The 26,236-nt window shown below is 40.5% G+C and carries 24 protein-coding genes; 6 read left to right on the plus strand and 18 right to left on the minus strand.

The annotated features are described in order from the left end of the window. Window positions 1-143: 143 nt before the first annotated feature. From rny to pheT, 4 genes are all read right to left on the minus strand, one after another. Window positions 144-1,703 (minus strand): ribonuclease Y, encoded by a 1,560-nt coding sequence (gene rny, locus EWE74_RS05910; protein WP_130140563.1) that lies wholly within the window; start codon window positions 1,701-1,703, stop codon window positions 144-146. A gap of 362 nt (window positions 1,704-2,065) precedes the next feature. Beyond that, on the minus strand, window positions 2,066-2,356 hold the full coding sequence (locus tag EWE74_RS05915; protein ID WP_130140564.1) for a cell division protein ZapA: 291 nt from the start codon (window positions 2,354-2,356) through the stop codon (window positions 2,066-2,068). A gap of 49 nt (window positions 2,357-2,405) precedes the next feature. Next, window positions 2,406-2,714 (minus strand): hypothetical protein, encoded by a 309-nt coding sequence (locus EWE74_RS05920; RefSeq protein ID WP_130140565.1) that lies wholly within the window; start codon window positions 2,712-2,714, stop codon window positions 2,406-2,408. A gap of 37 nt (window positions 2,715-2,751) precedes the next feature. After that, a complete protein-coding gene (gene pheT / locus EWE74_RS05925; protein ID WP_130140566.1) occupies window positions 2,752-5,145 on the minus strand; it encodes a phenylalanine--tRNA ligase subunit beta in 2,394 nt (797 codons plus the stop codon). Between the two features lie 236 nt (window positions 5,146-5,381). Between pheT and EWE74_RS21070 the strand changes: the two genes are divergently transcribed. Then, window positions 5,382-5,888, plus strand: coding sequence for a hypothetical protein (locus EWE74_RS21070; RefSeq protein WP_165384604.1), 507 nt, complete (start codon window positions 5,382-5,384; stop codon window positions 5,886-5,888). On the opposite strand, the gene EWE74_RS21535 is transcribed toward EWE74_RS21070, so the two are convergent. The 5 genes from EWE74_RS21535 to EWE74_RS05955 form a co-directional block, all read right to left on the minus strand. Further along, entirely contained in the window at window positions 5,790-6,137 is a 348-nt protein-coding gene (locus tag EWE74_RS21535; protein ID WP_130140568.1) for a helix-turn-helix domain-containing protein, read from the minus strand. The genes EWE74_RS21070 and EWE74_RS21535 overlap by 99 nt on opposite strands. A gap of 1 nt (window position 6,138) precedes the next feature. Continuing rightward, window positions 6,139-6,498, minus strand: a complete 360-nt coding sequence (locus tag EWE74_RS05940) for a hypothetical protein (RefSeq protein WP_130140569.1) — start codon at window positions 6,496-6,498, stop codon at window positions 6,139-6,141. A 1-nt stretch (window position 6,499) separates the two neighbouring features. Further along, window positions 6,500-7,060, minus strand: a complete 561-nt coding sequence (locus tag EWE74_RS05945; protein ID WP_130140570.1) for a hypothetical protein — start codon at window positions 7,058-7,060, stop codon at window positions 6,500-6,502. Window positions 7,061-7,136: 76 nt separating this feature from the next. After that, on the minus strand, window positions 7,137-7,553 hold the full coding sequence (locus EWE74_RS05950; protein ID WP_130140571.1) for a hypothetical protein: 417 nt from the start codon (window positions 7,551-7,553) through the stop codon (window positions 7,137-7,139). A 6-nt stretch (window positions 7,554-7,559) separates the two neighbouring features. Further along, entirely contained in the window at window positions 7,560-12,572 is a 5,013-nt protein-coding gene (locus EWE74_RS05955) for a DUF4132 domain-containing protein (RefSeq protein ID WP_130140572.1), read from the minus strand. A gap of 112 nt (window positions 12,573-12,684) precedes the next feature. Between EWE74_RS05955 and EWE74_RS05960 the strand changes: the two genes are divergently transcribed. Then, window positions 12,685-13,413: a hypothetical protein gene (locus tag EWE74_RS05960; RefSeq protein WP_130140573.1), complete on the plus strand. Its 729-nt coding sequence runs from the start codon at window positions 12,685-12,687 to the stop codon at window positions 13,411-13,413. 12 nt (window positions 13,414-13,425) lie between these two features. Continuing rightward, window positions 13,426-13,872: an NUDIX domain-containing protein gene (locus EWE74_RS05965; protein WP_130140574.1), complete on the plus strand. Its 447-nt coding sequence runs from the start codon at window positions 13,426-13,428 to the stop codon at window positions 13,870-13,872. A 58-nt stretch (window positions 13,873-13,930) separates the two neighbouring features. Here EWE74_RS05965 and EWE74_RS21420 read toward each other — a convergent pair whose 3' ends face one another. Further along, on the minus strand, window positions 13,931-14,062 hold the full coding sequence (locus EWE74_RS21420) for a hypothetical protein (RefSeq protein WP_262708726.1): 132 nt from the start codon (window positions 14,060-14,062) through the stop codon (window positions 13,931-13,933). A 59-nt stretch (window positions 14,063-14,121) separates the two neighbouring features. Beyond that, window positions 14,122-14,595: a 23S rRNA (pseudouridine(1915)-N(3))-methyltransferase RlmH gene (rlmH, locus tag EWE74_RS05970; RefSeq protein WP_130140575.1), complete on the minus strand. Its 474-nt coding sequence runs from the start codon at window positions 14,593-14,595 to the stop codon at window positions 14,122-14,124. Window positions 14,596-14,769: 174 nt separating this feature from the next. Between rlmH and EWE74_RS05975 the strand changes: the two genes are divergently transcribed. Together EWE74_RS05975 and EWE74_RS05980 are read left to right on the plus strand one after the other, a co-directional pair. Then, complete coding sequence (locus EWE74_RS05975) at window positions 14,770-15,669, plus strand: DUF3078 domain-containing protein (RefSeq protein ID WP_130140576.1); 900 nt, start codon at window positions 14,770-14,772, stop codon at window positions 15,667-15,669. A gap of 224 nt (window positions 15,670-15,893) precedes the next feature. Further along, complete coding sequence (locus EWE74_RS05980; RefSeq protein WP_130140577.1) at window positions 15,894-16,487, plus strand: riboflavin synthase; 594 nt, start codon at window positions 15,894-15,896, stop codon at window positions 16,485-16,487. Window positions 16,488-16,506: 19 nt separating this feature from the next. Here EWE74_RS05980 and EWE74_RS05985 read toward each other — a convergent pair whose 3' ends face one another. Both EWE74_RS05985 and EWE74_RS05990 read right to left on the minus strand, forming a co-directional pair. Continuing rightward, window positions 16,507-18,297: a chloride channel protein gene (locus tag EWE74_RS05985; protein ID WP_130140578.1), complete on the minus strand. Its 1,791-nt coding sequence runs from the start codon at window positions 18,295-18,297 to the stop codon at window positions 16,507-16,509. Window positions 18,298-18,313: 16 nt separating this feature from the next. Then, a complete protein-coding gene (locus EWE74_RS05990) occupies window positions 18,314-19,255 on the minus strand; it encodes a hydrogen peroxide-inducible genes activator (RefSeq protein ID WP_130140579.1) in 942 nt (313 codons plus the stop codon). A gap of 169 nt (window positions 19,256-19,424) precedes the next feature. Between EWE74_RS05990 and EWE74_RS05995 the strand changes: the two genes are divergently transcribed. Further along, window positions 19,425-21,593, plus strand: a complete 2,169-nt coding sequence (locus EWE74_RS05995) for a S46 family peptidase (RefSeq protein WP_130140580.1) — start codon at window positions 19,425-19,427, stop codon at window positions 21,591-21,593. On the opposite strand, the gene EWE74_RS06000 is transcribed toward EWE74_RS05995, so the two are convergent. The 5 genes from EWE74_RS06000 to EWE74_RS06020 form a co-directional block, all read right to left on the minus strand. Beyond that, window positions 21,568-22,743 (minus strand): ABC transporter permease, encoded by a 1,176-nt coding sequence (locus EWE74_RS06000; protein ID WP_130140581.1) that lies wholly within the window; start codon window positions 22,741-22,743, stop codon window positions 21,568-21,570. The genes EWE74_RS05995 and EWE74_RS06000 overlap by 26 nt on opposite strands. A 13-nt stretch (window positions 22,744-22,756) precedes the next feature. Continuing rightward, window positions 22,757-23,713, minus strand: coding sequence for an HlyD family secretion protein (locus EWE74_RS06005; RefSeq protein WP_130140582.1), 957 nt, complete (start codon window positions 23,711-23,713; stop codon window positions 22,757-22,759). An 86-nt stretch (window positions 23,714-23,799) separates the two neighbouring features. Further along, window positions 23,800-25,188, minus strand: a complete 1,389-nt coding sequence (locus tag EWE74_RS06010) for a TolC family protein (protein WP_130140583.1) — start codon at window positions 25,186-25,188, stop codon at window positions 23,800-23,802. Window positions 25,189-25,282: 94 nt separating this feature from the next. Beyond that, entirely contained in the window at window positions 25,283-25,843 is a 561-nt protein-coding gene (locus tag EWE74_RS06015) for a Crp/Fnr family transcriptional regulator (RefSeq protein WP_130140584.1), read from the minus strand. Window positions 25,844-25,875: 32 nt separating this feature from the next. Further along, window positions 25,876-26,187: a hypothetical protein gene (locus tag EWE74_RS06020; protein WP_130140585.1), complete on the minus strand. Its 312-nt coding sequence runs from the start codon at window positions 26,185-26,187 to the stop codon at window positions 25,876-25,878. Window positions 26,188-26,236: the final 49 nt, after the last annotated feature.

A 26,236-nucleotide genomic window follows, 5' to 3' on the forward strand; every position in this document is an offset into this window, starting at 1 on the left:
GGAATATATATCAGGTTTTAAACAAAAATACGATCTAAATTTAAAACAATCATATTAAAATATATTTAACAAGAAACGACTGTCCATTCACAAAAAAAGCTGCCTTTTCCAAAGCAGCTCTCCCGTTAATATAAAATTATCTTCTATTTCGCATAGGCAACCGACCTGGTTTCGCGAATAACTGTTACTTTGACTTGGCCTGGATACGTCATTTCCGTTTGGATACGGTTGGATATATCCGCTGCCAGAATCTCTGCCTGCGCATCCGAAACTTTCTCTGATTCGACCACCACGCGCAATTCACGGCCTGCTTGAATAGCGAATGTTTTTTCCACTCCAGGATAAGATAGAGCAAGCTCTTCTAGTTCTTTCAAACGCTTAATATAGCTTTCTACCACTTCGCGACGTGCACCAGGACGCGCACCCGAAATCGCATCACATGCCTGAACAACAGGCGAAATCAACGAAGTCATCTCTATTTCATCGTGGTGTGCACCAATAGCATTGCAAACTTCGGGATGTTCTTTATACTTTTCGGCCAATTGCATACCCAAAATAGCGTGTGGCAATTCCGGATTGTCGTCAGGCACTTTTCCGATATCGTGGAGAAGACCTGCCCGTTTCGCGTGTTTTACGTTTAAGCCAAGTTCTGCCGCCATCGTCGCCGCAAAATTGGCAACTTCGCGGGAGTGCTGTAATAAATTTTGTCCATAAGAAGAACGATAGCGCATACGACCGACCATACGCACCAACTCGGGGTGCAAACCGTGAATTCCTAAATCAATTACCGTACGCTCCCCTATTTCAACGATCTCATCCTCAATCTGCGTACGTGTCTTCGCCACCACCTCTTCAATACGTGCCGGGTGTATACGACCATCCGTTACCAGTCTATGTAAAGACAAACGGGCAATCTCCCGGCGTACCGGATCGAATCCGGATAATATAATCGCTTCCGGAGTATCGTCTACGATAATCTCTACGCCTGTTGCCGCTTCCAAAGCACGGATATTCCGTCCTTCACGACCAATGATACGCCCTTTTATTTCATCATTTTCAATATTGAAAATAGATACCGTATTTTCGATAGCCGATTCTGTTGCTGTACGTTGAATGGTCTGGATAACGACTTTCTTTGCTTCTTTAGAAGCGGTTAACTTCGCTTCATCCACAACATCTTTGATTTGCATGATAGCTTGCGACCGTGCTTCCTCGCGTAGCGAGTTGACCAATTGCTCTCTAGCTTCTTGAGCAGACAGACCGGCAATTGTTTCCAATTGTTTGATGTGCTGGTTCTTCAGTTGATCTACTTCTTCTGATTTTCGCTCGTTGAGTTCAATCAAATGATCCAGCTTTTTATTTCTATTGTCCAACTCTTGCTTTTCACGATTGATGCTTTCCAGCTTTTGATTCAGCGATTGCTCTTTTTGTCGAATCGTATTCTCTTTTTGCGCCACCGTACTGTTGCGTTGGCTAACTTCTTTCTCATGTTCCGCTTTCAGCTGCAAGAACTTCTCTTTTGCTTCTAGATTACGCTGTTTTTTGTGATGTTCAGCCTGTTTTTCAGCCTCTTTAATAATACTTTCCGCCTTTTCCCGAGCCGCTTGTTCTTGTTTTTTGAAGACCCCTTGCAACAAAAAACGACCAATAACGACACCTATGATAAGCGAAATTATAATCGAAATAATAGTAATTAAATCCATTGTTTATTTATGATATATTTATTTATTATGTGTGATTAACTTCGTTAAATTCGCAAGCCCGGTTAACTTCGTCAAGCTCGTCTAGGTTCGCGATTTGTTACTCGTGACTAGGAACTAACCACTGGTTACTGATCACTATTTTTTAAAAAAAAACCGCAATTAAATGTAACAGGTCCCATGTATTATTAAACTTCGATTACACATGATTTGAGCAATTGATCATGACCTAGATGGCTTTCGCAAAATGGCCTACATCTTGTTTTCGCTCGTGATATTGAAGCGTTAAGTTTAAAATAGTGACAACCCGAATTTAATTGCGGCAAATTCGTCGTTATAAAGCTCTGAAATAAAGAACGATATATTTATTTTCTAAAGAAATCCGTTAACATAGCATCCAATTCGTGAACCTTCTCTTCCAATCCATCCTCCTGTTGTTGTGCGTTACGCTCTGCTTTTATCATTCCGGTAGCATATTGCAATACACACATCGACAATAAGTCTTGTTTATCACGAACTGCATAATTTTCCTGCAATTCCTTTATTTTTTCATTAATTAATTTCGCAGCGTATCTAATTACCTCTTCCTCTTCCGTAGCCACCCTCAGTGGATAAACACGGTCTGCGATATTTATTTTTATGGAAATTTCTCCCATGTTTTTTGAGCTTAAATAACGTAACAGGCTTCTGTTTCTTCTCTTCCCTTTACTTCAACAAGCCTATACATCTGTCTATTTCTCGCACAAAATCGTTAATTTTTTGCTTTGTGTCAAGTATTTTTTCATTTATAGCTTCTTTATCTACCTCGGATTCATCCAATGTTTTCGCAACTGCCAAAGCCTTAACCTTTTCCTCCAGTTGTTGTACTTTATCTGTACTCGTCTGGAATGCTACCTGTAAAGATTGTACTTCTAGTTTTAACAAATCATTTTCTTCCTGTAAGGCATCGCACAACTGAATAAGATTCCTCGTCTTCTCGACGATAACATTCATTTGTGTAGATAGTCCAGCCATATAATCTTTTCTCGCAATTAATCGTTAAACGTATCCATTAGCGCACTATTGCACCAATCTGTTGTTCAAAGTTAAGCATTAATTTTTTAATTATTGCCTCAATTTGTTTGTCATTTAACGTTTTTTCTTCGTCCTGTAGCGTAAAACTTAATGCGTAGGATTTTTTTCCTTCCGGAAGGCCAGAGCCTTTATAAACGTCAAAGATGTTGATCTCTTTTAGTAATTTTCGTTCGGTTTTCGTTGCTATCCGCGTAAGTTCTTCAAATGTCACGGCATCACCTACTAACAACGATAAATCGCGTCGTACAGCAGGGAACTTGGAGACCTCTTTATATTTGATTGTATTCTTACGTATTACCTTTATAACAAGATCCCAATCAAATTGAGCGAAATAAACTTTCCCATCCACATCGGCTTTTTTTAGGTTATCCGTCGAAACGCTACCCAGTGTCACCAATGTCTTCTGTCCTTTCAGGTAGTTCAAGCCATAATCAAAATAGAGCCCATCAGCTTCTTGTACTTGCAAACCCGGAATATTTAACCGCTTGATAAGCGTATCAACAGCCGCTTTCAAATGATAAAAATTCGTCTTTTTGCTCTTTGAACTCCAATGCTCTTCTATTTGATCGCCGGCTATACACAACGATAGGTTCTGCCGCTCTTGATACCCCTCCTCGGTTTTGAAATACGTTTTACCATACTCAAAATACTTAGCGTTCGGGTTTTTACGCTTTTGATTGTAGGCTACGGTCGTCAATGCCGAAAACAACAGGTTTTGACGCATGGCATCTAAATCCGAACTCAACGGGTTAACCAAACGAACAGCCGTTTGTTCGTCTTCGATAAACGATAATTTCGTTAGGGAATTGTTCAATATCTCGCGATAGCCATTTCCTATCAATAAATCTGCAACTTGGTTTAACACCACTTCTTTATCCGGCTTTTCCGTTGTATTTAGAGAAGATTTAATCTGCGGCTTTAGTTCGATATTGTTATAACCGTAGATACGTAATACCTCTTCGATAACATCGACTTCGCGTGTAACATCCACTTTATATGCAGGTACACTTACCATAATTTCTTCACCATTTTCTTCCGAAACTCCAATTCCCAAGGCTTCAATAATTGCTTTAATTTCCGCATCGGGTATTTCCTTGCCAATCAATTGCCGTACGCGACCATAATGGACGGGGAATATAAATGGTGAAACAGGAGCCGGATAACTGTCCGTTATAGAAGAAACTACCTTACCCCCAGCAATTTCCTGAATCATCAAGGCTGCTTTTTGCAATGCATACACGGGCATATTGGGATCTGTACCACGCTCAAAACGGAAAGAAGAATCTGTTTTTAACCCATGACGTTTCGACGTTTTACGCACCGATACAGCATCAAAGTAAGCCGATTCCAAGAAAATGCTTGTCGTTGTCTCGTTCACACCGGAATACTCCCCTCCAAAAACACCGGCGATACACATCGGTTTTTCGGCATCTGCGATAACCAGATCTTCTGACGAAAGCTTTCTTTCGACACCATCCAATGTCACAAAAGGTTCATTTTCATCAGCATAACGTACAATTATTTTATTATCTGCAATCTTTGCCGCGTCAAACGCATGCAGAGGTTGCCCTAAGTCATGCAATATATAATTCGTAATGTCCACGATATTATTGATAGGGCGCACACCGATTACATTCAATTTTTCCTTCAGCCAATCAGGCGACTCTCCTACGGTGATACCGGAAATAGTCACGCCAGCATAGCGAGGGGCTGCTGTCGATGCTTTTACTTCTACCTGTACACCTGCGTCTTTCCCTTCTTGAAAAGTAGAAACATCATTTAACGTATAAGGTTTACGGAAATACGCGGCTAAATCACGTGCTACGCCTAAATGAGACGCAGCGTCTGCTCGGTTCGGCGTTAACCCGATTTCATATCGGAAATCGTCTTGTATGTTATAATAATCTTTTACCCGAGAGCCTACGACCGCATCAGGGTTCAGCTCTACAATGCCGTCATGTGAAGTTCCTAAACCTATCTCATCCTCACCGCATAACATTCCTTCAGAAACTTCTCCCCTGATCTTCGATTTTGTAATTTTAAAAGGTTCACCATTGGTGGGATGGCAATACGTTCCCACCGTCGCTACAATCACTTTTAGTCCTTCCCGCACATTTGGTGCACCACACACAACATGCAATAGCTCCGGTCCACCGACATCTACTGTTGTGATTCTCAATTTATCCGCATTGGGATGCTGTCCGCATGTTTTCACCTCTCCTACAACCAGACCTTCTAAACCACCCGGAATACGCTGCACCGTTTCTAATAACTCCACTTCCAGTCCGATATCCGTCAAAATCAAGGATAGCTCTTCCGGTGTCTTTTCTATGTTTATATAGTTCTTCAGCCAATTATAGGAAATATTCATCTCTTGGAATCTTAATTTTAGGCACAAAGATAGCTTTTTTGGCGTGTTCGGTAAAGCGTTTTGTGTTGATGATGCTGAAAACAGTCTTTTTTTTGGCGAAAATATGGACGTATATAACGTGAATTTCATCTCATTTTTAATTTAAAATCGGCATCTACAGTTCATAAACCGTATTTTTACACTAAAAAAACAGGAAACAGTAAGAGCTAGAATGCATGCATGATTAGCCAAAACACATGCATGATGAACTGAAATGCATACATGATGAACTAGAACACATGCATGATAAGCTGGAATACATACGTGATGAATCAAAATACATGCATGGTATGCTGGAATACATACGTGATGAATCAAAACACATGCATGGTAAGCTGGAATACATACGTGATGAACCAAAATACATGCATGGTATGCTGGAATACATACGTGATGAATCAAAACACATGCATGGTATGCTGGAATACATACGTGATGAACCAAAATACATGCATGGTATGCTGGAATACATACGTGATGAACCAAAATACATGCATGGTATGCTGGAATACATACGTGATGAACCAAAATACATGCATGGTATGCTGGAATACATGCGTGATGCGTCGAAAAACCATCATGTATTATACAAAAGAGAGTACTCGTTATTTTCGTCTACGGATCATTTTCCGTTCATCGCTTGGAGAAAGTCCGAATGCTTTTTTGTACCGGGTTGCAAAGTGCCTAGCACTGGAAAAATGTAATCTATCGGCAATCTGTTCAATGGAGAGATGCGGTCTTTTATGCAACAATTCCCGGCCCTTATGCAGACGAAGTAAACGGATATACGCATGAAGTTTAACACCACTTCCTTCAAATGCACGGCTCAGATTTCTGGTTGAACAGCCAAGAGCAGCAGCAATACGGTGCCGATCCAGATCGGGCTCCATATAGTGTTCTAATATATACGCACACGCCCGACGATCAAGAGTATCCAGTTTTTTTTCTGACATGTTAACCTCTCCATACTTTAAACTCAATTACTTTTTCGGTTTCGTCAAATTTTATTGTTAATGTTCCTATATCAATACCTCGTCTTGCTGCTCCTAAGTGATAATAAAAATTGTTATTTATTTTACTCTCCGGCTCTCCGAGCAATTCGATAATTTCCATTTTAGTTTTTCCTTTAAGATTATGACTGTGACGTAAGCTATTCATCATATCCCAACGCAAAAACCAAGTTTCTTCTGTCTCTATCCAATTTTTCCACTTCTCAGAATCGAATGGTTCGTAGGTGATATGCCCCTTAACCAAAAATCCGATAAGAATAATCGATCCAAAACTCAAAATTCCATATTTGAATATTTTTTTCATTTTATCGTCCTATTGTTTCGTGTCGCCAAACTGCAATAACATTTGTATCCGCATGATATTCATTAGGGTTATTTTCTAAAAGTCGCTTTTTTATATCATATGTTTTCGCGAAGTCGTCAACCAATCCTTTTTCGTTTAAATCTGTTGGCAAAAATGTCTCGTCAAAACCACCACAATTTGTTAACGCACTAGTACTGAAATCTTGATCTAATAGGTCATAACCAACAAATTCATATCCATCGACATTTATGTCCTTACAATCTTCATCCGGCTCTATCAAAACTGTCAAAAGATTGAACCTGCCCTTTGTTTTCAGACGTTTAATTACAAAGTCAAACGTCGTGAAAAAGCCTGTTTGATATTGTGCCACGATGTGAATAAAATTCCAATCGTCCGCATTGTCATAATCAGGTTCAACTAGGGTTTCATTTAGCATTCCGTCAAGAGATACAAGCTCCGTCAAATGGTTTAATTTAGACCATGCAATATATTTATCCCAAGACATTCCATCTTCGTCATAAGTTCTGTCGTATGTTGCTCTTGCGGTATATAAAAATGTCATTGTTCTCCGTTTATCTCCATGTTATAACTTAGTCATTTATTAATGAAAAGACGAACACCATTCCGAAACCCCAATTTTACCAATACGTTCCGGATAAAAACGTTAGTCGTATAAACGATATTACACTTTTATCGTTGAGATGAAGCAGATCATCTAGTTGCTTAACTTCCGTATCATTGACCAAGACCACAAACAGCCCGTCCTGGAAAGCCAAAAAAGCATTTTCAAGCGCTTCATTCACATAAGCCGGTGTTTTGTTTTCGATATCACCAAACCCGATCTTTCCACTTTCAGACTGTTCCTGTATTTCGCTGGGCGTGAGAAAGTAAATCAACTGAATTTCCACACGCTCTTTGTTATAACGCTGAACCTCCTGCGTTACACACTCCTCTATTAATGCACGCAAGGTATCCGGTTTTTTAGAGACATGAAAGGGGACGGTTAGGATTTTCTTTTTTCCCAAACGTTTTAATTGCAAAACAACTTGTTCCATGTGCTGCTATTTGTTGATTTGTGCCAAAATGGTCGGATCCTTGATTTTATCGTCCTGTGCTAACAACCGCATTTTCGAAATGATTTCGGCTGATTTAGGATCATCATCCACAAACGGAAGAAACATGCGCCCGCGATGTTGGCTATGAACCGGAATTATCGATAGCTGCAATCCATTTTTACTGACCATACCGCTTCCCAGATGTATACTATAACTACCCAACTTGCCTTTCACCAGTATATGTCTTTCTTTGATCTCCACATTATCCAGCTTGAACAGACGGGCGCTCTCTTTGGCCAATGCAGCACGCATCTGCATCGAACTGTGGCTGGCTTCGGGATCTACTTCACCCACATGGGCTACACTAACAACCAGGTCGACATCCCGCATCGTTTCGCTAAAAATAACAGGATCGATATCCGTCAGTGGAACCACCTTGCCGTCCTTTAACGAATAAAAACAAACATATTCCAATGAGGGAGCCTCTACCTCTGATGGAGAGAACCAATCTGCCATGGCAAATAACGTCGCCAGGTAACCTTCCTTGTGATACACTTTTTGCAAGCCCTCATCGTAGTTCACTGTCCAACCTCTCCCTCTCAGCATGGCAACTGTTTTATTGGGTTGAATTTGATGGCCTTGATAGCGTTCCGAACGGTTGCTATGTTCCCGTTCATCCGCTGTTAAAGCGTATAACTCCCTAAATACCTGCTTAAATGGTTGTTGTATTTGTTCATCAAAGATATAACGTTGATACAGGTCCCACTGAACTGCTTCGTATAAATGCGCAGGATGAGCAACCACAAAACGTTGTTCGGAATGGAGAGATTGCAAATTACCGTCTACTCCTAATAACTGGCCATCTTTCCAAAATCCCGAAATTCCAGCATGCCTATCTATCAGTACCAGTTTGCCTAACATGGCATGCACAACCGGATGCGCCATGATTTTACCCAACTCTTCTACACTAAACTCATCTCGGCGCAACATCGCATTTTCCAACGATTGGCGTGTACGTGCATATTGTTTGCGCAGGTAGTTCTTACCTTCTTTAAGTTGCTCTACGCGCTTATCTTTTTTGATCTTATCCGGAATAGTCTTTAGAACCTTGCCGTTCTTGTTGACCACGATATCAGCTTTACCCATCTCATCCATAACCAGCTCCAATATCGTGTCTCCTATCTCTACGCTTGCATTATCCATAATCTGCTGCGTTGCTTTTCCTTCCATTGCCCACGAAAAGCGTACACTATCGTCAAATCCGGCATTCCGGGCAAGATTATCCAACCCGATCTCGACTGCACGTTTCTCACTTTCCTGACGCTGCGCACCAAATTGTTTGCTTTCCTGTAAAAAGGTTTGCAGGAGATTATACCGCTTTAGCAAGTCGGCTTCGGGGTTAGCCTTGCTAATCGGAATCAGCCCAAGCGCCATCACATAGTCCTTATCTCTTTTTTCTATGATTTTCTTTAATGTTTCCGTAATCTTGGTTTCTCCCAATAACACCGATGAATAGAGCTTCACCCGACGATAGCCCATACCATCCGAAAGATATTTCGCCGCCTCGTGCACCAGCTTCCAGTTCGCTTTACCCAAATTACCATATACCCTTTGAAACCATTCTATATCGATAGCACCCTTTTGAAAATCGTCTTTGGGTACATTAGAATACCTCGAAATAATGGTTTCCTTTTCGGCATTCATATAATCCGTCGTATGGGCTAAAAACCACCAAACAGCCTCTTGGAGTTTGTTTATTTTCAGGTAGTCGCCTAACCATTCCGCCCATTGTGTGGCGTAACAGGATACTTCTACCAAACGCTTTTTGTCAAACTTATTCTCCCGGAGCGTTTCAGTAAAAGTATCGTAAGTATCCTCTTCAGAAAGTGTGCTGAGTTTCAGTATCTGACTGAACGTATATTTCTTGCTAACGTTTGTACCATACGAATATCCTCGATCAAACTTATCCTTTCCCATACGTTGCAACACCTCAAAAAAGAATCGTACACCTTCTACTGTAGCAAAATTCGATATATAACGGGAAGCCTCCGTAGGTAGGTCTCCCCTTTCCAATTCGATCTGTAGCAGGTTGTTTTTCAACTTTTCAGTGATCCGCGGAATGCTGATATGCTCAAATCGCTTGGTATGGTAATTCTGTCCACCATCCAGGAAGTAGAACAAATCGCTATTTAGCAGACCGAGAAACAACAGATCATCCTTATTGAGCTTATGTTGATTAAATAGAGAAAGCGTAAGCTCCGTATAGGGCGTCATGAATTTGGTCGAAGTTTCCGGTGCCATTACTTTTGGTAGATGTGGGACACATTCTTTGATATCTTGAATCTCCGCATTTTTTGATAGCTCATTTGCCAATATATAATATTGCAATTGCCAAAGACGGAATTGCTGTTCCTCATCTAAAAATTCCAAATCCGGCTCATAGATGCTATACGCCAGATTTAATACAAAGCTATACCAATATACTTCATTCGAATAATAATAGCTCGATTGCTTAAAAGGTTTATTTTTTAACCCCTTCGGGAAATGGAAAATCAAATCTTCCAAAACATCCAGTTTATAGCTTGTCCACATTTTCTTATCGGCGTAAACATCCGAAAGACAGGTCAATATGCGCGAGATCTTTTCTGTACGGCTCTGGTAATAATAGGGTTCTTCTCCAAAGTTTATCCCTTTAAAGTTCGGTAGATATTGTGCTTTGAAACCTCGCAAGAGCTCGTAGTCCAGGTTGGAATAATAGTGATCATAGCAGTATTGGATAACTGAATAGATTTCAAATTCATTCAACCGGGTGTCGTGATACCACTGTTTCCAAACTTCTGCCAAGGGCAAATTATCTAAATGCGCTTCCGCTGTGGCATCCCGTTCAAGCAAACGTAGTGGACGTAAATTATTAACCAATATGGAAGTTTCTGTTTCGCCCCTATATCCCTCATGCTGATATTCATAGTTCTTATGTTTATCGAACAGGTCAAATAATTTATTCACTGCTTCGACGGTCTTTTTGGTATCGATGAGCTCTTCAAATAGAAACTCCGATTTATTTCCCGTCAAGCGTTTGAGTATATTTTTCTTTTTCCTTTTAAACTTTTCCTCGGGCAATTTGAAGTTCGTTAACTGATCGTAGTCTATTGCTCCGAATCCGTTCTCGAAACCATATGCAGTGGTCTTATCAGAAAATTTATCCACAAATATCCGCTCGTTCTTCGTCAGCTGACGGGTTTTGTACGTTTCGATTTGCGTATGTACAAAATCAGATACACGTTCCGACTCGTGCAATAGCACTAATATCTCCAATGCTGCCAATCGCTGGTCGATATTTCCTACGTGGATTAGCCTTTCGACAGTTTCCTTTACCCTTTCATCTGTCTGGCCAGCCAAAAGCCCGATAGCCGTACTCCGCAGGTCCTTGCCTTTCCGGCTAAGCACATTTTCCAACACGTTGATATCTTCCGGGTATAGGGTGACGGATCTCAGTACCGTCATCCCCGTCGCGGCAACGCTTGCGTTCCGATCTGTAAAAGCTTGCCGTGCTACTTGTCTTTGCCAAGCATCCTGTTTCAGATCGAACGTCTTTGCGACCTTGTTATCACCAGATCGGCTGGACCAACTGTAAGTATAATGATCCGGAAACACCTTCCGCATCAACTGCTCCCTGGAATTAGAAGGGATAATATGCAGTTCTTTAGACAATTCTATTATTTGGGCTGGGGTCGCATTTTTTATCAATATATCGAAGAAATATTCCGGTTTGATGACATAACTCTTCCATGAAAAACCACGTCCTTCAAATGTTTTGCCCGCTGATGGCAACTGTTGTGCTATTGCGAATATCTTTTGGAACAGGTCTTCGCTCAGATCAAATGCAGGGAAATTCACGGTCATCCAGTAATCCAGTTCAATATCTTTACCCAAGTTTTTCTCCGCATAGGGAACAAGATCATGACGTGTTCTTTGGGTCTCGTAAACAAAGAATAGCGCAATAAGTTTCTTTATATGTTCTGTATTTTCATCAAAAACAAGCTGGAAAGCCAATAAATTTGCTGCATCTACTTCCTCAATCCCTTTTGCCCATAATGCGATATACACCTCCATATTGTCCTGGCTTTTGAGGCCTTGTTCTATTTCACCAGGATTATTCAGATACTTGTCGGCCAATTCCAAAACCCGTCGAATGGTGCTAGCTTTGGGGGCATCCCAAGAAAACCCAAACCAGGTATCTACTGCTCTAACGACACTGCTGAACCGCACCAAGTTATGTTCCAATATAACGTTGATAAATCGCTTTAACGCTTTCACCGAAGTGAAATCCAATGTTTCCAAAATGGTTTGTCTTAACCCCTCCTGCTGTTGGGCTGCCAACAGCAGCTTTTCGACCAACTCGTGGTTGACACTATCTTCCGAGATAAGCAGCGCTTTAATCAACTCGCCCGAAACTCCTCCAATCTGATGTTCGCCTAAAAAGATTTCCTCCAACAACGGATAATATGTGTTTTGATCTTTTATCAAAACCGTAGCTAAAAACAGCGACAATCCACCATGGTTGGCATAAACGGCATATTGCATTTGATCAGTAATCGACATGGAGTTGAACCCATTTCCACCACCGTAATATAGGTTGACCAGCTGTTGGATTTTAGTCGTGATATAGCCATTTTTAGGATCTATCCGGAACGGACGGCGGTAATAACCGTTTTGATAAGGCAACTGATCCATCAGTGTCCAAATGTCAGCAACAAAAGGGGCGATAACCGACCCGAAAAGTATCTCAGCAAGCTTCTTCCCCTCATCACTTGTCCATGGATTGCCTGCAGTCTGCTCCTGCAGTTGCCTATAATAATCTTCCCAGGCGACCTCTCCGTGTGAATGATTTTGGTACTGGTTGCTGAGGAGTAAACCCAATGTCTGATACACGCGGCTGAAGTCTTTGAAACTCTCCTCAGTGCATTCAATCCTTTGATGCTTTTGGATATAAGATATCGCTTTTTCTTTAGTAATCATACGGTATTATCTAATGCTTACATTTTAATCTTTGGGTGAAGAATTACGTAGCAATATAGTAAAATCAAATTTAATCCTTACTTTTAGGCTCTTTTTTAGAGGTAGAGAAATAATGAGTATAAGCAACAACAATCAGCAGGAGAGTTTATTGGGGGACCTCGAAAAAACCATCACCATCAACCAATTGATGCGTACTCCTTTTTCGGCGCGCGATGCGCAGTGGCGCGATCAATTTTTGAATCATATCGATGGTGCAAATCTTGAGCTTGGTGAGCCAGAAGTGGCTATTAATAAAGATGGCTTCCCCTATATTCAACTTCAAACGGTAACCACCGGTAAGAGTTTTCAGGCTTTTGTTATTAAAAACCAACTAGACATCATATTAGAACAAGGCTTTGGCATTGCTATCAATGCGCATTTGGAGCGACCGGATTGGATTTTTTCATACGGCGATTTAGTAAACCTTAAATTAAATGGCTCTTTTTACACCGACAACAGCGTTTTTTCCAATCCGAAAGACTACATGGGTATCGATAAAGACGAGGAAATTTTAGTGGGGCAACCTTCTGAAGAGATTTTCCCCAATTTTCTCCGAAGACAGATTCGCGAGTTTTTACATTATTCCGGGGTCAAAAACCCGAAAATCATGTTAATTGCCCGCAATTATACAGACGAAGAGCGTACGTCACAGGATTTAGTGTTCAACATTATGCCGGTACAATTTCCGTCGGAAAAAGATTTCACAACGATCATGAATACCATACGATGGTTTTTACCCAAGCATTACTCCTTTTTTGGCGTAGATGAGCTTGCTATCGAAAATGGATTTCAACCCCTTTAACAAAAAACGCAGATGTATTTTAACGTACGTGTTTACGGCTTATTGACGACAGATACCAAGGAAATTTTAATTAGTGACGAAAAAGTGCTTAATGTTTCCTTCACCAAATTTCCCGGGGGCGGACTTGAATATGGCGAGGGATTAATCGATGCGCTAAAACGGGAGTTCATGGAAGAATGCCAATTAGAAATAGATATCGTTCGCCATATATACACAACGGATTTCTACGAAAAGTCCAGCTTTAATGACAGCCAGATTATTTCTATCTATTATCAAGTACAAGCAAAAAGTCCCATTTTATTCGATATCAAAACAAGTCCTTTTGATTTCTCCAAAGAAAAACAACAGGAAAAAATGGAAGTATTTCGGTTTATGCCAATTGATAGTCTGCAGGAGGCAGATCTCACCTTCAAAACAGACAAGATGGCATGGCATCAATTCAGAGAATTGATTTTGTAGAGACGCAATTATCCGCCCCCCCTGGCGGGTTCATAAAAGATAATCGCGTCTCTCTACTTTATCTCAAAAAATACGCCAGTGCGATAACGACGACAATACCGACAATAATAATAATCAGATTTCGCTTACTATCCGTCTCCGATTCCGCACTTTTAAATTTATAGTCTCTTTTGAATTTATCCATATCCATAACCGTCTCCTTTTTTCTATAGTGATGATCTCAACTGTAAATTTACATAAAAAAAATATTTATTCGTGGTGATAGGGTTCTCCCCGCAAGATGGTAAATGCCCGATAAAGCTGTTCCACAAAAAATAAACGGACCATCTGATGAGAAAATGTCATTTTGGACAAAGATAACTGTTGGTTGGCTCGCTTATAAACTTCATCCGAGAAACCATATGGACCGCCAATGATAAACACCATATGTTGAACAGAGCCAATCATTTTCTGCTCCAGAAACTTCGCAAACTCTACAGAACGAAATGCTTTTCCGTGTTCATCTAACAGTACCACAAAATCCCCGTTGTTCAAGTTTTTTAAGATAAGCTCACCTTCTTTAGTTTTCTGTTGTTCCTGCGTTAGGTGTTTGGCATTTTTAATATCGGGGATAACGGAAATATCAAAATGAACGTAATGCTTTAACCGTTTCACATAGTTTCCTATACCCGTTTTAACAAAACTCTCATCCGTCTTTCCGATACACAATAACGTTGTTTTCATCTCTTTATTTTCAACAAATACTCCTCATTTTATTCGAAAATGCAGCACATTTTTTTTTAACAACTGTAATTAACAAACTACAATTAAAAATTAATATGATGAAGTATAAACAATTTACTATTTTCAACTCCTAATTTCACATCAAAATTACATTTATTAATAAAATCAAGACAAATGAAGTTATTAAAAACCATTTCTTTTGCCTGTACGCTGCTATTGGGAATCAGCGTAAATGCGCAGGAAGAAACCTCTGTACAAGACACAACTAAAACCTGGACGATCAAGGGTGAAAACACTTTTCTGATTAATCAAAGTTCGTTCTCTAACTGGGCCGCAGGTGGTGTTAATTCCTTTGCCGGAAATTTGATCTTCAATTATGACTTTAATTATAAAAAAGATAAATGGAGTTGGGATAATAAAGTATTAGCCGCTTACGGACAGACTTTCCAAAAGGAAACGGATTGGCGTAAAAACGACGACCGTTTTGCATTAAACAGTTTACTTGGTTACGAAGCGTCACAATACTGGTTGTATACGTTCTTTATGAACTTTAACACACAATTCGCAAATGGATATAATTACACCGACACCGGAAGAGATAAGATTTCGGCAGGTTTTGCTCCGGCATACCTAAGTTTCGGTCCGGGTATGGCATATAAAAGATCAGATAACTTTAAAGTCAATATATCTCCCGCTGCCGCCCGTTTTATCTTTGTTACTGACGAGGAATTATCAAATGCCGGTGCATTTGGCGTAGATCCTGGTAAGAAATCAAGATTTGAACTAGGTGCATCTTTAGATGCTTACTACAAAGTCAACCTCATGGAAAATATATCGTTGGAAAATATCTTAAAGCTGTATTCCAATTACCTTGAAGATCCACAAAACGTAGACGTTGATTACACCGCTAATCTTTTTATGGAAGTGAATCGGTTTATCACGGTCAATGCAGGTGTACAATTGATCTATGACGATAATACTGATGTACCCAAAGTAAGAAATGGCGTAGAAACAAAAGGTCCCGGCCTTCAAGTAAGACAAATACTTGGTGCGGGAATCACCTATAAATTCTGATACTAAAAAAGCCTGGGAGTAATCTGGCGATTTCCCAGGCTTTAAAAATATGATCCCGCAAACGGGATAATCAACCTAAACCTGCTACAAAGGTATAATATAATTAGTATACCTTCCAAATTTTCTGCTTCTTTTTTCCGAGAAAGAAGAATCTTGTCGTTGAGGGGACCAAGTCTCTAAAACATCCAATATAAAAAAGTTACCTTTGCAAAAAGACGAAGATTATGTTTACAGGCATTATAGAAACTGTAGGAACAGTTACCAAGATCGAAAAAGAATTAGGGAATCTGCACTTTTTTGTGCAATCCCATATTTCTAATGAACTGAAGATTGACCAAAGCGTGTCTCATAATGGTGTATGCTTAACGATTGTAGGAATCGAAGAGGACGTTCACAAAGTAACAGCGATACAGGAAACATTGCTGAAATCAAATTTAAGTGCGTTAAAAATTGGTGATTTGGTTAATCTAGAGCGTTGTACGCCCGCTAATGGTCGATTTGACGGTCACATTGTGCAGGGACATGTAGATCAAACAGCGCGATGTATTGCAAAGGAAGAACAAAACGGTAGCTGGCTTTTCACCTTTACCTATGAACCTCAAGAACAAAACATCACCGTGGAAAAAGGCTCCATTACGGTAAACGGAATCAGTCTGACTGTGGTCAACTCATTAATCAATCAATTTTCTGTAGCTATTATCCCATACACGATTGAACATACCAACCTGCAACAGGTTAATGTGGGTGACACCGTTAATCTGGAATTTGATATTATAGGGAAGTACGTATCCAAGATGATGGCTATGCGTCGTTCGTAGTTAGTTACGAATTATAGTTTCACTCCAAATAATGCCCTTGCCGAACTAATAAGGCTCTATATTTGTTGAATACGCTGGATTTTGAAATAAATCCCATATAACGATCATTTTCGTCCACAACGGGCAATATCCATACATCGTCTTTATTCATCTTCGTCATCACGATTTCCATATTCTCCTTGTCGCGTACCACGTCGTTTGGCTTTTGGGCCAATTGATCAAAAGTTTTATCAACTCCTTCTTCTTCTCCCAATAGAATAGAAAAAAGCCGTTCGCTGTAAATGGTTCCGACCAGCTTGCCTTCATCGTCTACGATAGGAAATATATTCCGTTTTGAATGAATGATATCCGATTTCCTATCTAATGGTGTTTCCGTCGGGCGCAATATGATAAAATTTGTCTCCAATACGTACCGAAGTTTCATCATACTCAATACCGTTCGATCCTTATCTTCATAAGAAAGCAAATCACCCGAGTCAGCCAGTACTTTCGTATAAACAGAATGTTTAAGTATCGAACGGTTGATAAGGTAGGATATCGACACCACCAACATCAACGGCACCATGAGTGTGTATCCTCCGGTAATTTCTGCTATCAGAAACAAACCTGTCAACGGTGCATGCATAATGCCTGCCAATGCCCCCGCCATACCTGCCACGACAAAATTAGGTACATTGAGCATCACCACGCCAGTCTGATTAATACCATAGGCAAAAGCGAACCCTAAAAGCCCTCCCATCACCAAACTCGGACCGAATATCCCACCGTTTCCACCGCCATTCAGGGTAAAAAGGGAGGCAAAAGATTTCGCAAATAGCGTCAACACCGTATAACATACGACTACACCGGCCATGTGCCTATAATCCGCAAAAAGGCTGTTCTTTACAATCGCATCAAATTGCCCATCCAACATCTGTTGAATCGTGAGATACCCCTCGCCATATAACGCCGGAAAAATAAAAATCATTAATCCAAGTGATATGCCACTAAACCACACTTTGTTATAAGGATTACGGATTTTCGAAAACCAGGACTTTACCGCGGTGCTTACTTTCGCAAAATAAACGGTATACAACCCCACAATTACCGCCAATAATATATAGAAAATAAGTGCTCCCACTTCCCACTCCGTACTCGCCGTATGAAAAAGAGGCTCGCTATACAGCAATCGGGAAACCACGGAGGCCAACGCTGCGGAAATCAACAACGGAATAAACGCAGGTATAGAAAACTCGGGCAATAAAATCTCAATAGCAAAAATCATCCCGGCAATAGGGCTATTAAATGCGCCTGCTATTCCTGCCGCGGCACCACAGGCTAACAACATCGTAACTTCCTTATACTGCAACCCGAAGAAACGACCGGTATTGGAACCAATAGCAGAACCGCTGTATGCAATCGGTGCTTCCAAACCACACGATCCGCCGAAGCCGACGGTGATAGCACTTGTCACGATCTGCGAATAAACATTATGAGGTTCTATACGGCTGGATTTTCTGGATATCGCATAAATAATCGGTGTGATGCCGTGCTCCATTTTTTTATTTTTGAGAAACTTGCGAACATACAGTACACTCAACAAGATACCCAGAAGTGGGAGGATCAGATAAAAAGAATATTTATATTGCCACTCGATATCGTTTTGCAAAGTAGCCGCAATAAAATGTGTCAAACCTTTTAATAACGCAGCCGCCAGCCCCCCAATAATCCCGACGAGAAAAGCTAGTATAATCAGAAAATTCCGGTTGGAAATTTTCTGCATCCGCCAACGATTCAGCTCGTTTAATTTTTTTTGAATAGTTATCCTCATATTTATATGATGATCGCTAAAGATCAAACCCCATTACTTCTCTTTTCCTTTTTGTTTTAAAACGCTCAGGTATAACATCTAAAATTTCATTTTTCAAGGCGTTCACCGCCTGCTTTCGCACAAAGTTGGATGTCGTCACCAAACTGATCTCCCGAACAGGCTCCGGTGCCTTAAAATACCTAACGTGATGAAGCTGATCCTCATCATAGCCCAACACACTCATTTCGGGTAGGATAGTAACTCCTCCATTGATATCCACCATCCGCTTCAGTGTTTCCACACTACCGGTATTATATTCAAATGTCCCATTCGCAGCTTGATTATGTTTATAATGACAGATATTAAGCACTTGTCCTCGCATACAATGCCCTTCATTAAGAAGCCATAACTTTTCATGAGCGATTTCATCGGCCGTAGCAACTTTCTTTTCAAACAAAGGACTCTTTTCGGAAACATAGGCTACAAAAGTCTCGTAATATAAAGGTGTTTCTTCAATACCTGTCTCTTGCAAAGGAGTAGAAACAATCCCACAATCCAAACGTCCCGTTTTAAGATCCTGAATGATTCTTTCAGTCGTATGTTCCCAAATTTGTAATTGCAATTGAGGATATCGTTGTAATATACTGGTTAGCACGTCAGGAAGCAGATAAGGCGCCACCGTTGGAATAACCCCTAGCTTCAATTCACCAGAAATCACCCCTCTTTCCGTTTGCAATAGCTCTTCTATTTTTTTGCTCTCATTTAGCACCAAACGCGCCTGTCGGATGATCTTCTCTCCTATTTCAGTAGGTATAACAGGCTGCCGACTCCGATCAAATATTTTCGCTCCCAACGATTCTTCCAATTTCTGAATCTGCATACTTAATGTAGGCTGTGTTACAAAGCAGTGCTCCGCTGCGGAAACAAAACTACGATAAGTATCTACAGCGATAACATATTCCAATTGCACAAGTGTCATCCCATCAATTTTAATTATGCAAATGTAGTCATTTCGAGATCGAAATCCGACAATGAACGGCCTTTTTCCAAAAATGTTAATGGGGTCTAGTTCTGGAATCTGCTATGCTGTAGAACCCTAATCGGAAATGTTTGTTAACTTTGCAGAGAACGCTAAAATTTAGAAGTTTATGATCAGACTAAAAGCAAAAGGCAGCCTATTATGTGCACTTTTATGGAGTGTCAGCCTATTTAACTTTTCGGCATCTATTCCTGATGAGGGCATGTTTCCGCTTAGCGAACTTAGCCGTGCGGGGTTAAAGAAAGCAGGCTTAAAAATAGCGGAGAAAGATATTTATAACCCCGGACAAATTGGACTGGTAGACGCATTGGTGCAGGTAAGCGGTTGTTCAGGCTCCTTTGTATCCCCTAACGGCCTCATCATAACCAACCACCATTGTGCTTTTAGTGCTGTACAGCTTGCAAGCTCCCCCGAATTTAACTATTTAAAAAATGGTTTTGTTGCGCATACATATGAACAAGAAATTGAAGCACAAGGCTTAACTATCCGAATTACAAAATCTTATGAAGATGTATCTGAAGAAATTCTAAATGCAGTAGCTTCCATTGACGATCCGGCAGAGCGTATCAATGTCATCCATAAAATGCGATCTGAAATTGCAAAGCGGGCGGAAGCGGAAGATCCGACCATTAAGGCAGAAGTATCCGAAATGTTTATTGGCAAAAGCTATGTGCTTTTCCGATATCAAACTATTGAAGATGTACGTTTAGTTTACGTTCCCCGGCAAGATATTGGAGAGTTTGGAGGGGAAACAGATAATTGGGTATGGCCTCGACATACTGGAGACTTTTCTTTTCTCCGAGCTTACGTAGCCCCAGATGGCTCATCGGCGAAATATGCAAAAGAGAATGTGCCATACCAACCTAAAAAACACCTTAAGGTGAATCCCAAAGGCGTCAATGAAAATGATTTTGTTTTCATATTGGGATATCCCGGCAGAACGTTTAGACACCGCCCTGCCCAGTATGTGGAATATCAGCAAAAATATTTATTACCCTATACCTCAGAACTCTATGATTTTCAAAATCAACAAATGCTTGCGGTAGGAAAAGAGGATCCAAAAACAGAACTAGCACTGGCAACGCGCATCAAACGAAATGCGAACGTCATGAAAAACTATCGCGGGAAACTAAAAGGTCTGCAGAATCTCGATTTGGTGGGTAGTAAAAGAAAAGAAGATGAAGCATTGACGAAATTCATTGCGAGCAAACCTGACCTCAAAGCCCAATATGGTACGTTGATGGCTGATATTGACAAGCATTATCAGGTTGTTTTTGAAATGGCACCCAAAGAACTTTGGTTTAATAATATCTATAGCAGTATGTCCCTACTCCGCATAGCCTATACGATACAAGATTTTAAAGAAGCCATTCTTAAACAAAATGGACTTCAAGCACAGGAAGAGGTATTCGCATTAAACATCAATCAGGTAAAGGAATATCTGGATAACATCTACGGAAGTTATGATCTTACGGTCGACAAAAATATAGCTCGCCGGATGTTTGAAGATGCCTATCAATTGGATGGATCGAACCAACTTAACTATTTTGCCAAGAAAAACTTCACCCGTAAAGAGGAAGCAGGAGATTATATTGTAGCGGCGTTAGACAAATCCAAACTTAACCGTAAAGAGACACTCTACGATATGATCTTAAAAGATATACAATCGCTAAAGCATTATAACGATGAGCTGTTGACGACGCAAAAAGGGTTGGCAGCTGAGCGGGAGACATTCGATGCGGAGCAGAAACGACGTGAGGGCATGCTGAACAGACTTATGGGGGATTATGTGGCGGTCAAAGAACAATATCAAGCAAAAAACTTTATTCCAGATGCCAACTCCACGCTACGCCTTACGTTCGGAAACATTAAAGGGTATAGTCCAAATGATGCCACCTATATGCGTCCTTTTACAACAATAAAAGGACTGATAGAAAAGGGAAATTCGGGGTTAGCCGAGTATGAATATCCTGAAAGTATAAAAACGGCATGGCTGGCAAAAAACTTTGGTGCATACCTAAAAAAAGACCTGAATGATGTTCCGGTAAATATTCTCTATAACATGGATACCACCGGTGGAAATTCAGGTTCACCAATTATGAACGCCCATGGCGAATTAATCGGGGTTAACTTTGACCGTGCTTATGACGCAACCATCAACGATTTTGCCTGGAGTGAAGATTACAGTCGTTCTATTGGCGTGGATATCCGTTACGTATTGTGGATAGCCGACAAAATCGATAATGCACAATTTATTTTGAAGGAAATGGGGATTTGACAGCTGTTACTTTCCGTATCTTCATGGCCAATACTATGGTGGCAACAATAAAGCATATTACAGCTATAATGGCCATCGCTATCAAACCGTTATAGGTATGGTAATTTTCACCATGCTGGATAAACATGACCCTAAAAATACGCAAATAATGCGTAGAGGGAATGACATCCGCAATAAACTGTACCCATGTCGGCATCAAACTAGACGGCCAGGTAAAACCGCTGAGTATAAAGGCCGGTGTTGCAATCACCATCAATATTTCCGTGGCTTTCAATTGGGATGGCAAAACAATGCTCACCAGAATCCCGATAAAACATACGGCCAAGATAAACACGAACGTACATAAGGCAAACCACCAAAAATCTGTATCTAGCGGCATATTATACCATTTTCCAAAACCCCAATACAGGACAAGGATACCAATAGACATGAGCGCATAGGGAATAATCTTTACAAGAATAAGCCCGACAGGATTTCGCATTTTCTGTGCTAATTCTACGAAGGTTCCATTTTCAAACTCGGAAGAAAAAGACAACGCCAGCCCTAATAACAGCACCTGCTGTAACACTATAATTAGCACGCCTGGCAGCATGAAATACAGATAGTTTCCACTTCGTATATTCTGTCTGACCATAGTTGTTTTAAAAGGCTCGTATTGTTCGGACGCAATCTTAGCAGGAACACCTTGTTTCATCTGCGTTTCGATTTGCACTCCGGCTTTCAGCGTCATCGCACAGACATTCACTGCCATCGCGGCTGTATTAGACGTCAGTGTATTCGATCCATCCACAAAAATTGTCACTTCCGGAACCCGTTTTTGCTGGACGCCGGCCGCAAAACCTTTGGGAATATGCACGATAACCGTGGCATCGTGTTCGATGGCAGTCTCTTTTGAATCAAACAGCGACGGCAACATACGTATAACCTTAATATTTTCGTTATCGTTCATCATGTCAACAAAGGTGGCACTTAGTGGGCTATTGTCCTCATCTACAACTAAGATGGGCATTTCGGTTACTTTCCCTTGTTGATATACATGCCCTATCAATACGCCGTATAGAATCGGCGCTCCGATAAAAAGCATCATCAGCACGCTATTGTTGAAAAACAGCTTAAACTCGCGCTGAATGAGTTTTATAAATTTTTTCACGTTCTATTCCTTTCTATTGTATTTGAAGAACAACCAACGTTTTCGTTAACAGATCGCGTACGGATGTATGATCTGACGGCACCACTTTAACCTCAAATACAGTCAGTTGGTTATCATAGTCCGGATAAGCAGTAGAAATATTGGCATAAGAGCTCAGTGCTTTCATAGCTATTATCCTGCCTTTAATCTCCTTATTATCTAGATAAGGAACATATAGGGTAACTTCACTACCTCTACTTAATTTACCCACTCTATTTTCCGGCACCGTAAAACGGAAATAAGTGCTATTATGAATGTAACCATTGATAATAGCATATCCTGCGGTAGCCAGCTCGCCGACATGTAAATTGATGGTTTCCACGCTCATATCCTGTGGAGCAATAAGATATTTTTCCCTCGCGGCTACCTTAACCTCCGCGACGGCACCTAAAGCCCGCTCCTTTTGCCCCAATGCCATTATCTGTTGCTCGTAACGAGCACCATTTCGCGCTTCTTCCATTTCCGCTTGCGCCGCAAGATATTGGTTCTTTGCGCCCTGGTATTTGGCATACGTTTCATCATATTGTTGTTGCGATACTAAACTGTCCCTTAATAGATTTTTCAACCGATTAATGGATTTTTCGGCGAAATCATATTGCTCTTTTAAGCCATCTACTTTAGCCTGTAATTGCACTAATTGGCCGCGTGTAGCACCTTTTGTTGCCATATGATATTGTGCTTCCGCAGATTGGAGTGCCCCTTGCGCCTGTTCTGCTTTTGCATCCACTTCGGGTATATCCAATATTGCCAATGTATCGCCGGTCTGTACGAAATCCCCTTCTTGAACACGGATTTCCGCCACTTTTCCGGGAACTTTGGTCACGATCGTTATCTGCTCGCGTTCTACTTTTCCCTCCAAGGGCTTTTCCCGAACTTCATTTTTGCAAGCAAAAAATAAAAACATCAGCGAAAAAAAATATAACTTTTTCATTTCAAGTATTTATAAAAATCGATAATCTGTCTTAAACTGCCCTATAAGCCCCAATTTTCTATGTCTAACACCTCACTACCCATCACTCATTCGTATAAGGTATGTAATAGTTTTCCGGATGTGTGTAATAGTTCTAATGCTACAGCACGTTGCTGCAAAACATGGCTATAAAAATTGAGATTGACTTTATACCATTCATTTTCGGTAGCCAATAGTTCTGTTACGTCAATCAATCCGGCCTCGTACTGTTTTGAAGCTATCTGTAAATTATTTTCGGCAACCTTTATCTGCTGGCTTCCTACTTTTAATTTCTGATTTGCAGTGGTATAGCTAACGTTGTTTTTATCCAATAATAAATTCAGTTTTTCCGTTGCATCAAGGAGCTTCATTTCGTTAATAGTTTGGTCTAATTGCACTTGCTTAACTTTATTTCGGTGTTCCCCACCATTAAAGATATCCCATCTTACACCTACACCAACCATAAAGTTAGGTCTACCTTTTAAATAGTTGGTAGAAAGGTCTATATCACCCACTACGGGTCTGTCTTTAATCGTTAAACTTGTATTGTGGAGATTTAAATAGCTGGCTGAACCAAAAGCAAAAACGGTAGGTAGCGAAGCTCCTTTTTCTTTTTTATATAAATATTCGTAGGCTTTAGATGACGCACCCAATGCTTTCAACTCGGACCGTTCTTCTACGCCTGCTGGCACATCCGATAAGTAGATGGGCGAAAGGTCGTACCCGACTTCTTCCACCGCTGATGTGCGTAATCCTGTTTCCTGTTGTATTTTTTTAACCAGTAATGCACGATTACCAGTAAGCTCAACTTTCTTTTCTTCCAACTCTAACAGGGCAAGTTTTAGCTTATCGCGATCATAAGGAATAGCCAAACCATTTTCGATAGCGCTATTCACTTTCGCCTGCTCTTTTTTCAACCTCCGCTCGGAATCTTCAATTAGCTTATCCACTTCGTTCAACAACATCAATTGATCGAACGTAGTCGCAATTTCCTTCGCCATTCCCTCTTTTCCCGCCTCCGCTAGATAACTTTGTGCGCGGGCCTTTTCTTTCAAGGCTCGTTCGCCGTTAGGAATCTGCAATCCCGAGAAAATAACCTGTTTTACAGACACACCTGCATACGCTGCCTGCGACCGGAGATTGAAATCTGTTGCCCCTTCAAACAGTCCTAGATTTAATACCGGTAGATTTAATGTAGGAATGTCGAGACTTCCATTATTGTACATGAAGCCATACAAGCCTGTAGCCGAAACATGCGGCAGTTTATTGGCCTTTACTCCCTCCGCCTCCAGATTGGCTTTGTCAACTTCGTAATTTTTGAGCTGCAAATCCTTATTTGTCTGGAACGACTGCTGAATAATTTCTTTAACTTTTGGATCTATATTGGATTGTGTTCGTCCTGTTTGCTGAAAAATCATACTAAACAGGATAAAGATCCATACCCATTTTTTGCGCATAACCTTTATGTATTTATTGCGAAACAAATATCCGGCTAATACGGTTTGCTTTTTTTAAGATATCTTAAAAAAAAGATCTGCACGCGGTATCAAACTAACGCTGTGCTCTAATGACGCTGAGTGTCGGTTGGGAAATCCCTAGATAAGAAGCGATATCTCCCAATGGAGCTCTTAAGAGTATATCGGGATGCTGCTCCATCAATTTTTGATAACGTTCCTGTGCTGTTTCAAATTGCAGACTCTGTAAGCGGGTAGAGAATCCAATCAATGCCTGTAACAGTATAGTTTGTATCAATCTATTCATGGGTATGGAATGGGATGCGAGCTTCTCGATGGCGTCAAAGGGGATCAGGGTAATAGTTGAGGGTTCGAGCGTTTCAATACCATACATTGATTTTTTGTGATAGAATACACTTTCGGTACCTGCGGCAAAAGTATGTTCTGAAAAAAAATAATGGGTAATACCCTTACCTGATTTATAATAAAACATCCGGACAAGGCCCTGCTCAATGAAAAAGATATTCCGCGAATAGTGCCCCGCATCTAAAATAATATCTTTTTTAACATATGTTTTCGTGATTGACACCTGTTCAAGATGTTCCAGCAAATCATCTGTCAGCCCGAACGTAGTCTTTAAATAGGGAATTAACTGCATTCCCTAAAATAAGGTTTTTTGTATAAAAAAACCTATACTTGCTGCCCGGCTTTATATTTAATTTCCAAGGCTAATATAATATCTCTTTTTTTACCCTCTATCAAGGAAAGATTTCCGGCAACAAACACCCCTTTTTTGCCATTGTTACTATTTGAAATACCATATACGGTTGACTCATCATCGGGATTGGATTCCCCTTCATAACGATAAAGATGATCAATTTGGTAATTTTCGGCGTCCGCTAATATTTCGTCAAACTCCACATTAAAATCTACACTATACCCCATTTCTCTTAATCTGGCCAAAGCAACATCTGTTGTTTCATAATTGTGTTTTGTTTCCATAATATCTATTTTTAACTGCTTCGCTGTTTACGAATTTTATTTTATAACA

The organism is Sphingobacterium corticibacterium, assembly GCF_004208525.1.
Lineage (GTDB): Bacteria > Bacteroidota > Bacteroidia > Sphingobacteriales > Sphingobacteriaceae > Sphingobacterium > Sphingobacterium corticibacterium.

Bases quoted from the DNA above. Each gene is read 5' to 3' on its own strand.
- rny (WP_130140563.1), bottom strand. From the start codon at position 1,703: ATGGATTTAATTACTATTATTTCGATTATAATTTCGCTTATCATAGGT.
- EWE74_RS05915 (WP_130140564.1), bottom strand. From the start codon at position 2,356: ATGGGAGAAATTTCCATAAAAATAAATATCGCAGACCGTGTTTATCCA.
- EWE74_RS05920 (WP_130140565.1), bottom strand. From the start codon at position 2,714: ATGGCTGGACTATCTACACAAATGAATGTTATCGTCGAGAAGACGAGG.
- pheT (WP_130140566.1), bottom strand. From the start codon at position 5,145: ATGAATATTTCCTATAATTGGCTGAAGAACTATATAAACATAGAAAAG.
- EWE74_RS21070 (WP_165384604.1), top strand. From the start codon at position 5,382: ATGCATGATGAACTGAAATGCATACATGATGAACTAGAACACATGCAT.
- EWE74_RS21535 (WP_130140568.1), bottom strand. From the start codon at position 6,137: ATGTCAGAAAAAAAACTGGATACTCTTGATCGTCGGGCGTGTGCGTAT.
- EWE74_RS05940 (WP_130140569.1), bottom strand. From the start codon at position 6,498: ATGAAAAAAATATTCAAATATGGAATTTTGAGTTTTGGATCGATTATT.
- EWE74_RS05945 (WP_130140570.1), bottom strand. From the start codon at position 7,060: ATGACATTTTTATATACCGCAAGAGCAACATACGACAGAACTTATGAC.
- EWE74_RS05950 (WP_130140571.1), bottom strand. From the start codon at position 7,553: ATGGAACAAGTTGTTTTGCAATTAAAACGTTTGGGAAAAAAGAAAATC.
- EWE74_RS05955 (WP_130140572.1), bottom strand. From the start codon at position 12,572: ATGATTACTAAAGAAAAAGCGATATCTTATATCCAAAAGCATCAAAGG.
- EWE74_RS05960 (WP_130140573.1), top strand. From the start codon at position 12,685: ATGAGTATAAGCAACAACAATCAGCAGGAGAGTTTATTGGGGGACCTC.
- EWE74_RS05965 (WP_130140574.1), top strand. From the start codon at position 13,426: ATGTATTTTAACGTACGTGTTTACGGCTTATTGACGACAGATACCAAG.
- EWE74_RS21420 (WP_262708726.1), bottom strand. From the start codon at position 14,062: ATGGATATGGATAAATTCAAAAGAGACTATAAATTTAAAAGTGCGGAA.
- rlmH (WP_130140575.1), bottom strand. From the start codon at position 14,595: ATGAAAACAACGTTATTGTGTATCGGAAAGACGGATGAGAGTTTTGTT.
- EWE74_RS05975 (WP_130140576.1), top strand. From the start codon at position 14,770: ATGAAGTTATTAAAAACCATTTCTTTTGCCTGTACGCTGCTATTGGGA.
- EWE74_RS05980 (WP_130140577.1), top strand. From the start codon at position 15,894: ATGTTTACAGGCATTATAGAAACTGTAGGAACAGTTACCAAGATCGAA.
- EWE74_RS05985 (WP_130140578.1), bottom strand. From the start codon at position 18,297: ATGAGGATAACTATTCAAAAAAAATTAAACGAGCTGAATCGTTGGCGG.
- EWE74_RS05990 (WP_130140579.1), bottom strand. From the start codon at position 19,255: ATGACACTTGTGCAATTGGAATATGTTATCGCTGTAGATACTTATCGT.
- EWE74_RS05995 (WP_130140580.1), top strand. From the start codon at position 19,425: ATGATCAGACTAAAAGCAAAAGGCAGCCTATTATGTGCACTTTTATGG.
- EWE74_RS06005 (WP_130140582.1), bottom strand. From the start codon at position 23,713: ATGAAAAAGTTATATTTTTTTTCGCTGATGTTTTTATTTTTTGCTTGC.
- EWE74_RS06010 (WP_130140583.1), bottom strand. From the start codon at position 25,188: ATGCGCAAAAAATGGGTATGGATCTTTATCCTGTTTAGTATGATTTTT.
- EWE74_RS06015 (WP_130140584.1), bottom strand. From the start codon at position 25,843: ATGCAGTTAATTCCCTATTTAAAGACTACGTTCGGGCTGACAGATGAT.
- EWE74_RS06020 (WP_130140585.1), bottom strand. From the start codon at position 26,187: ATGGAAACAAAACACAATTATGAAACAACAGATGTTGCTTTGGCCAGA.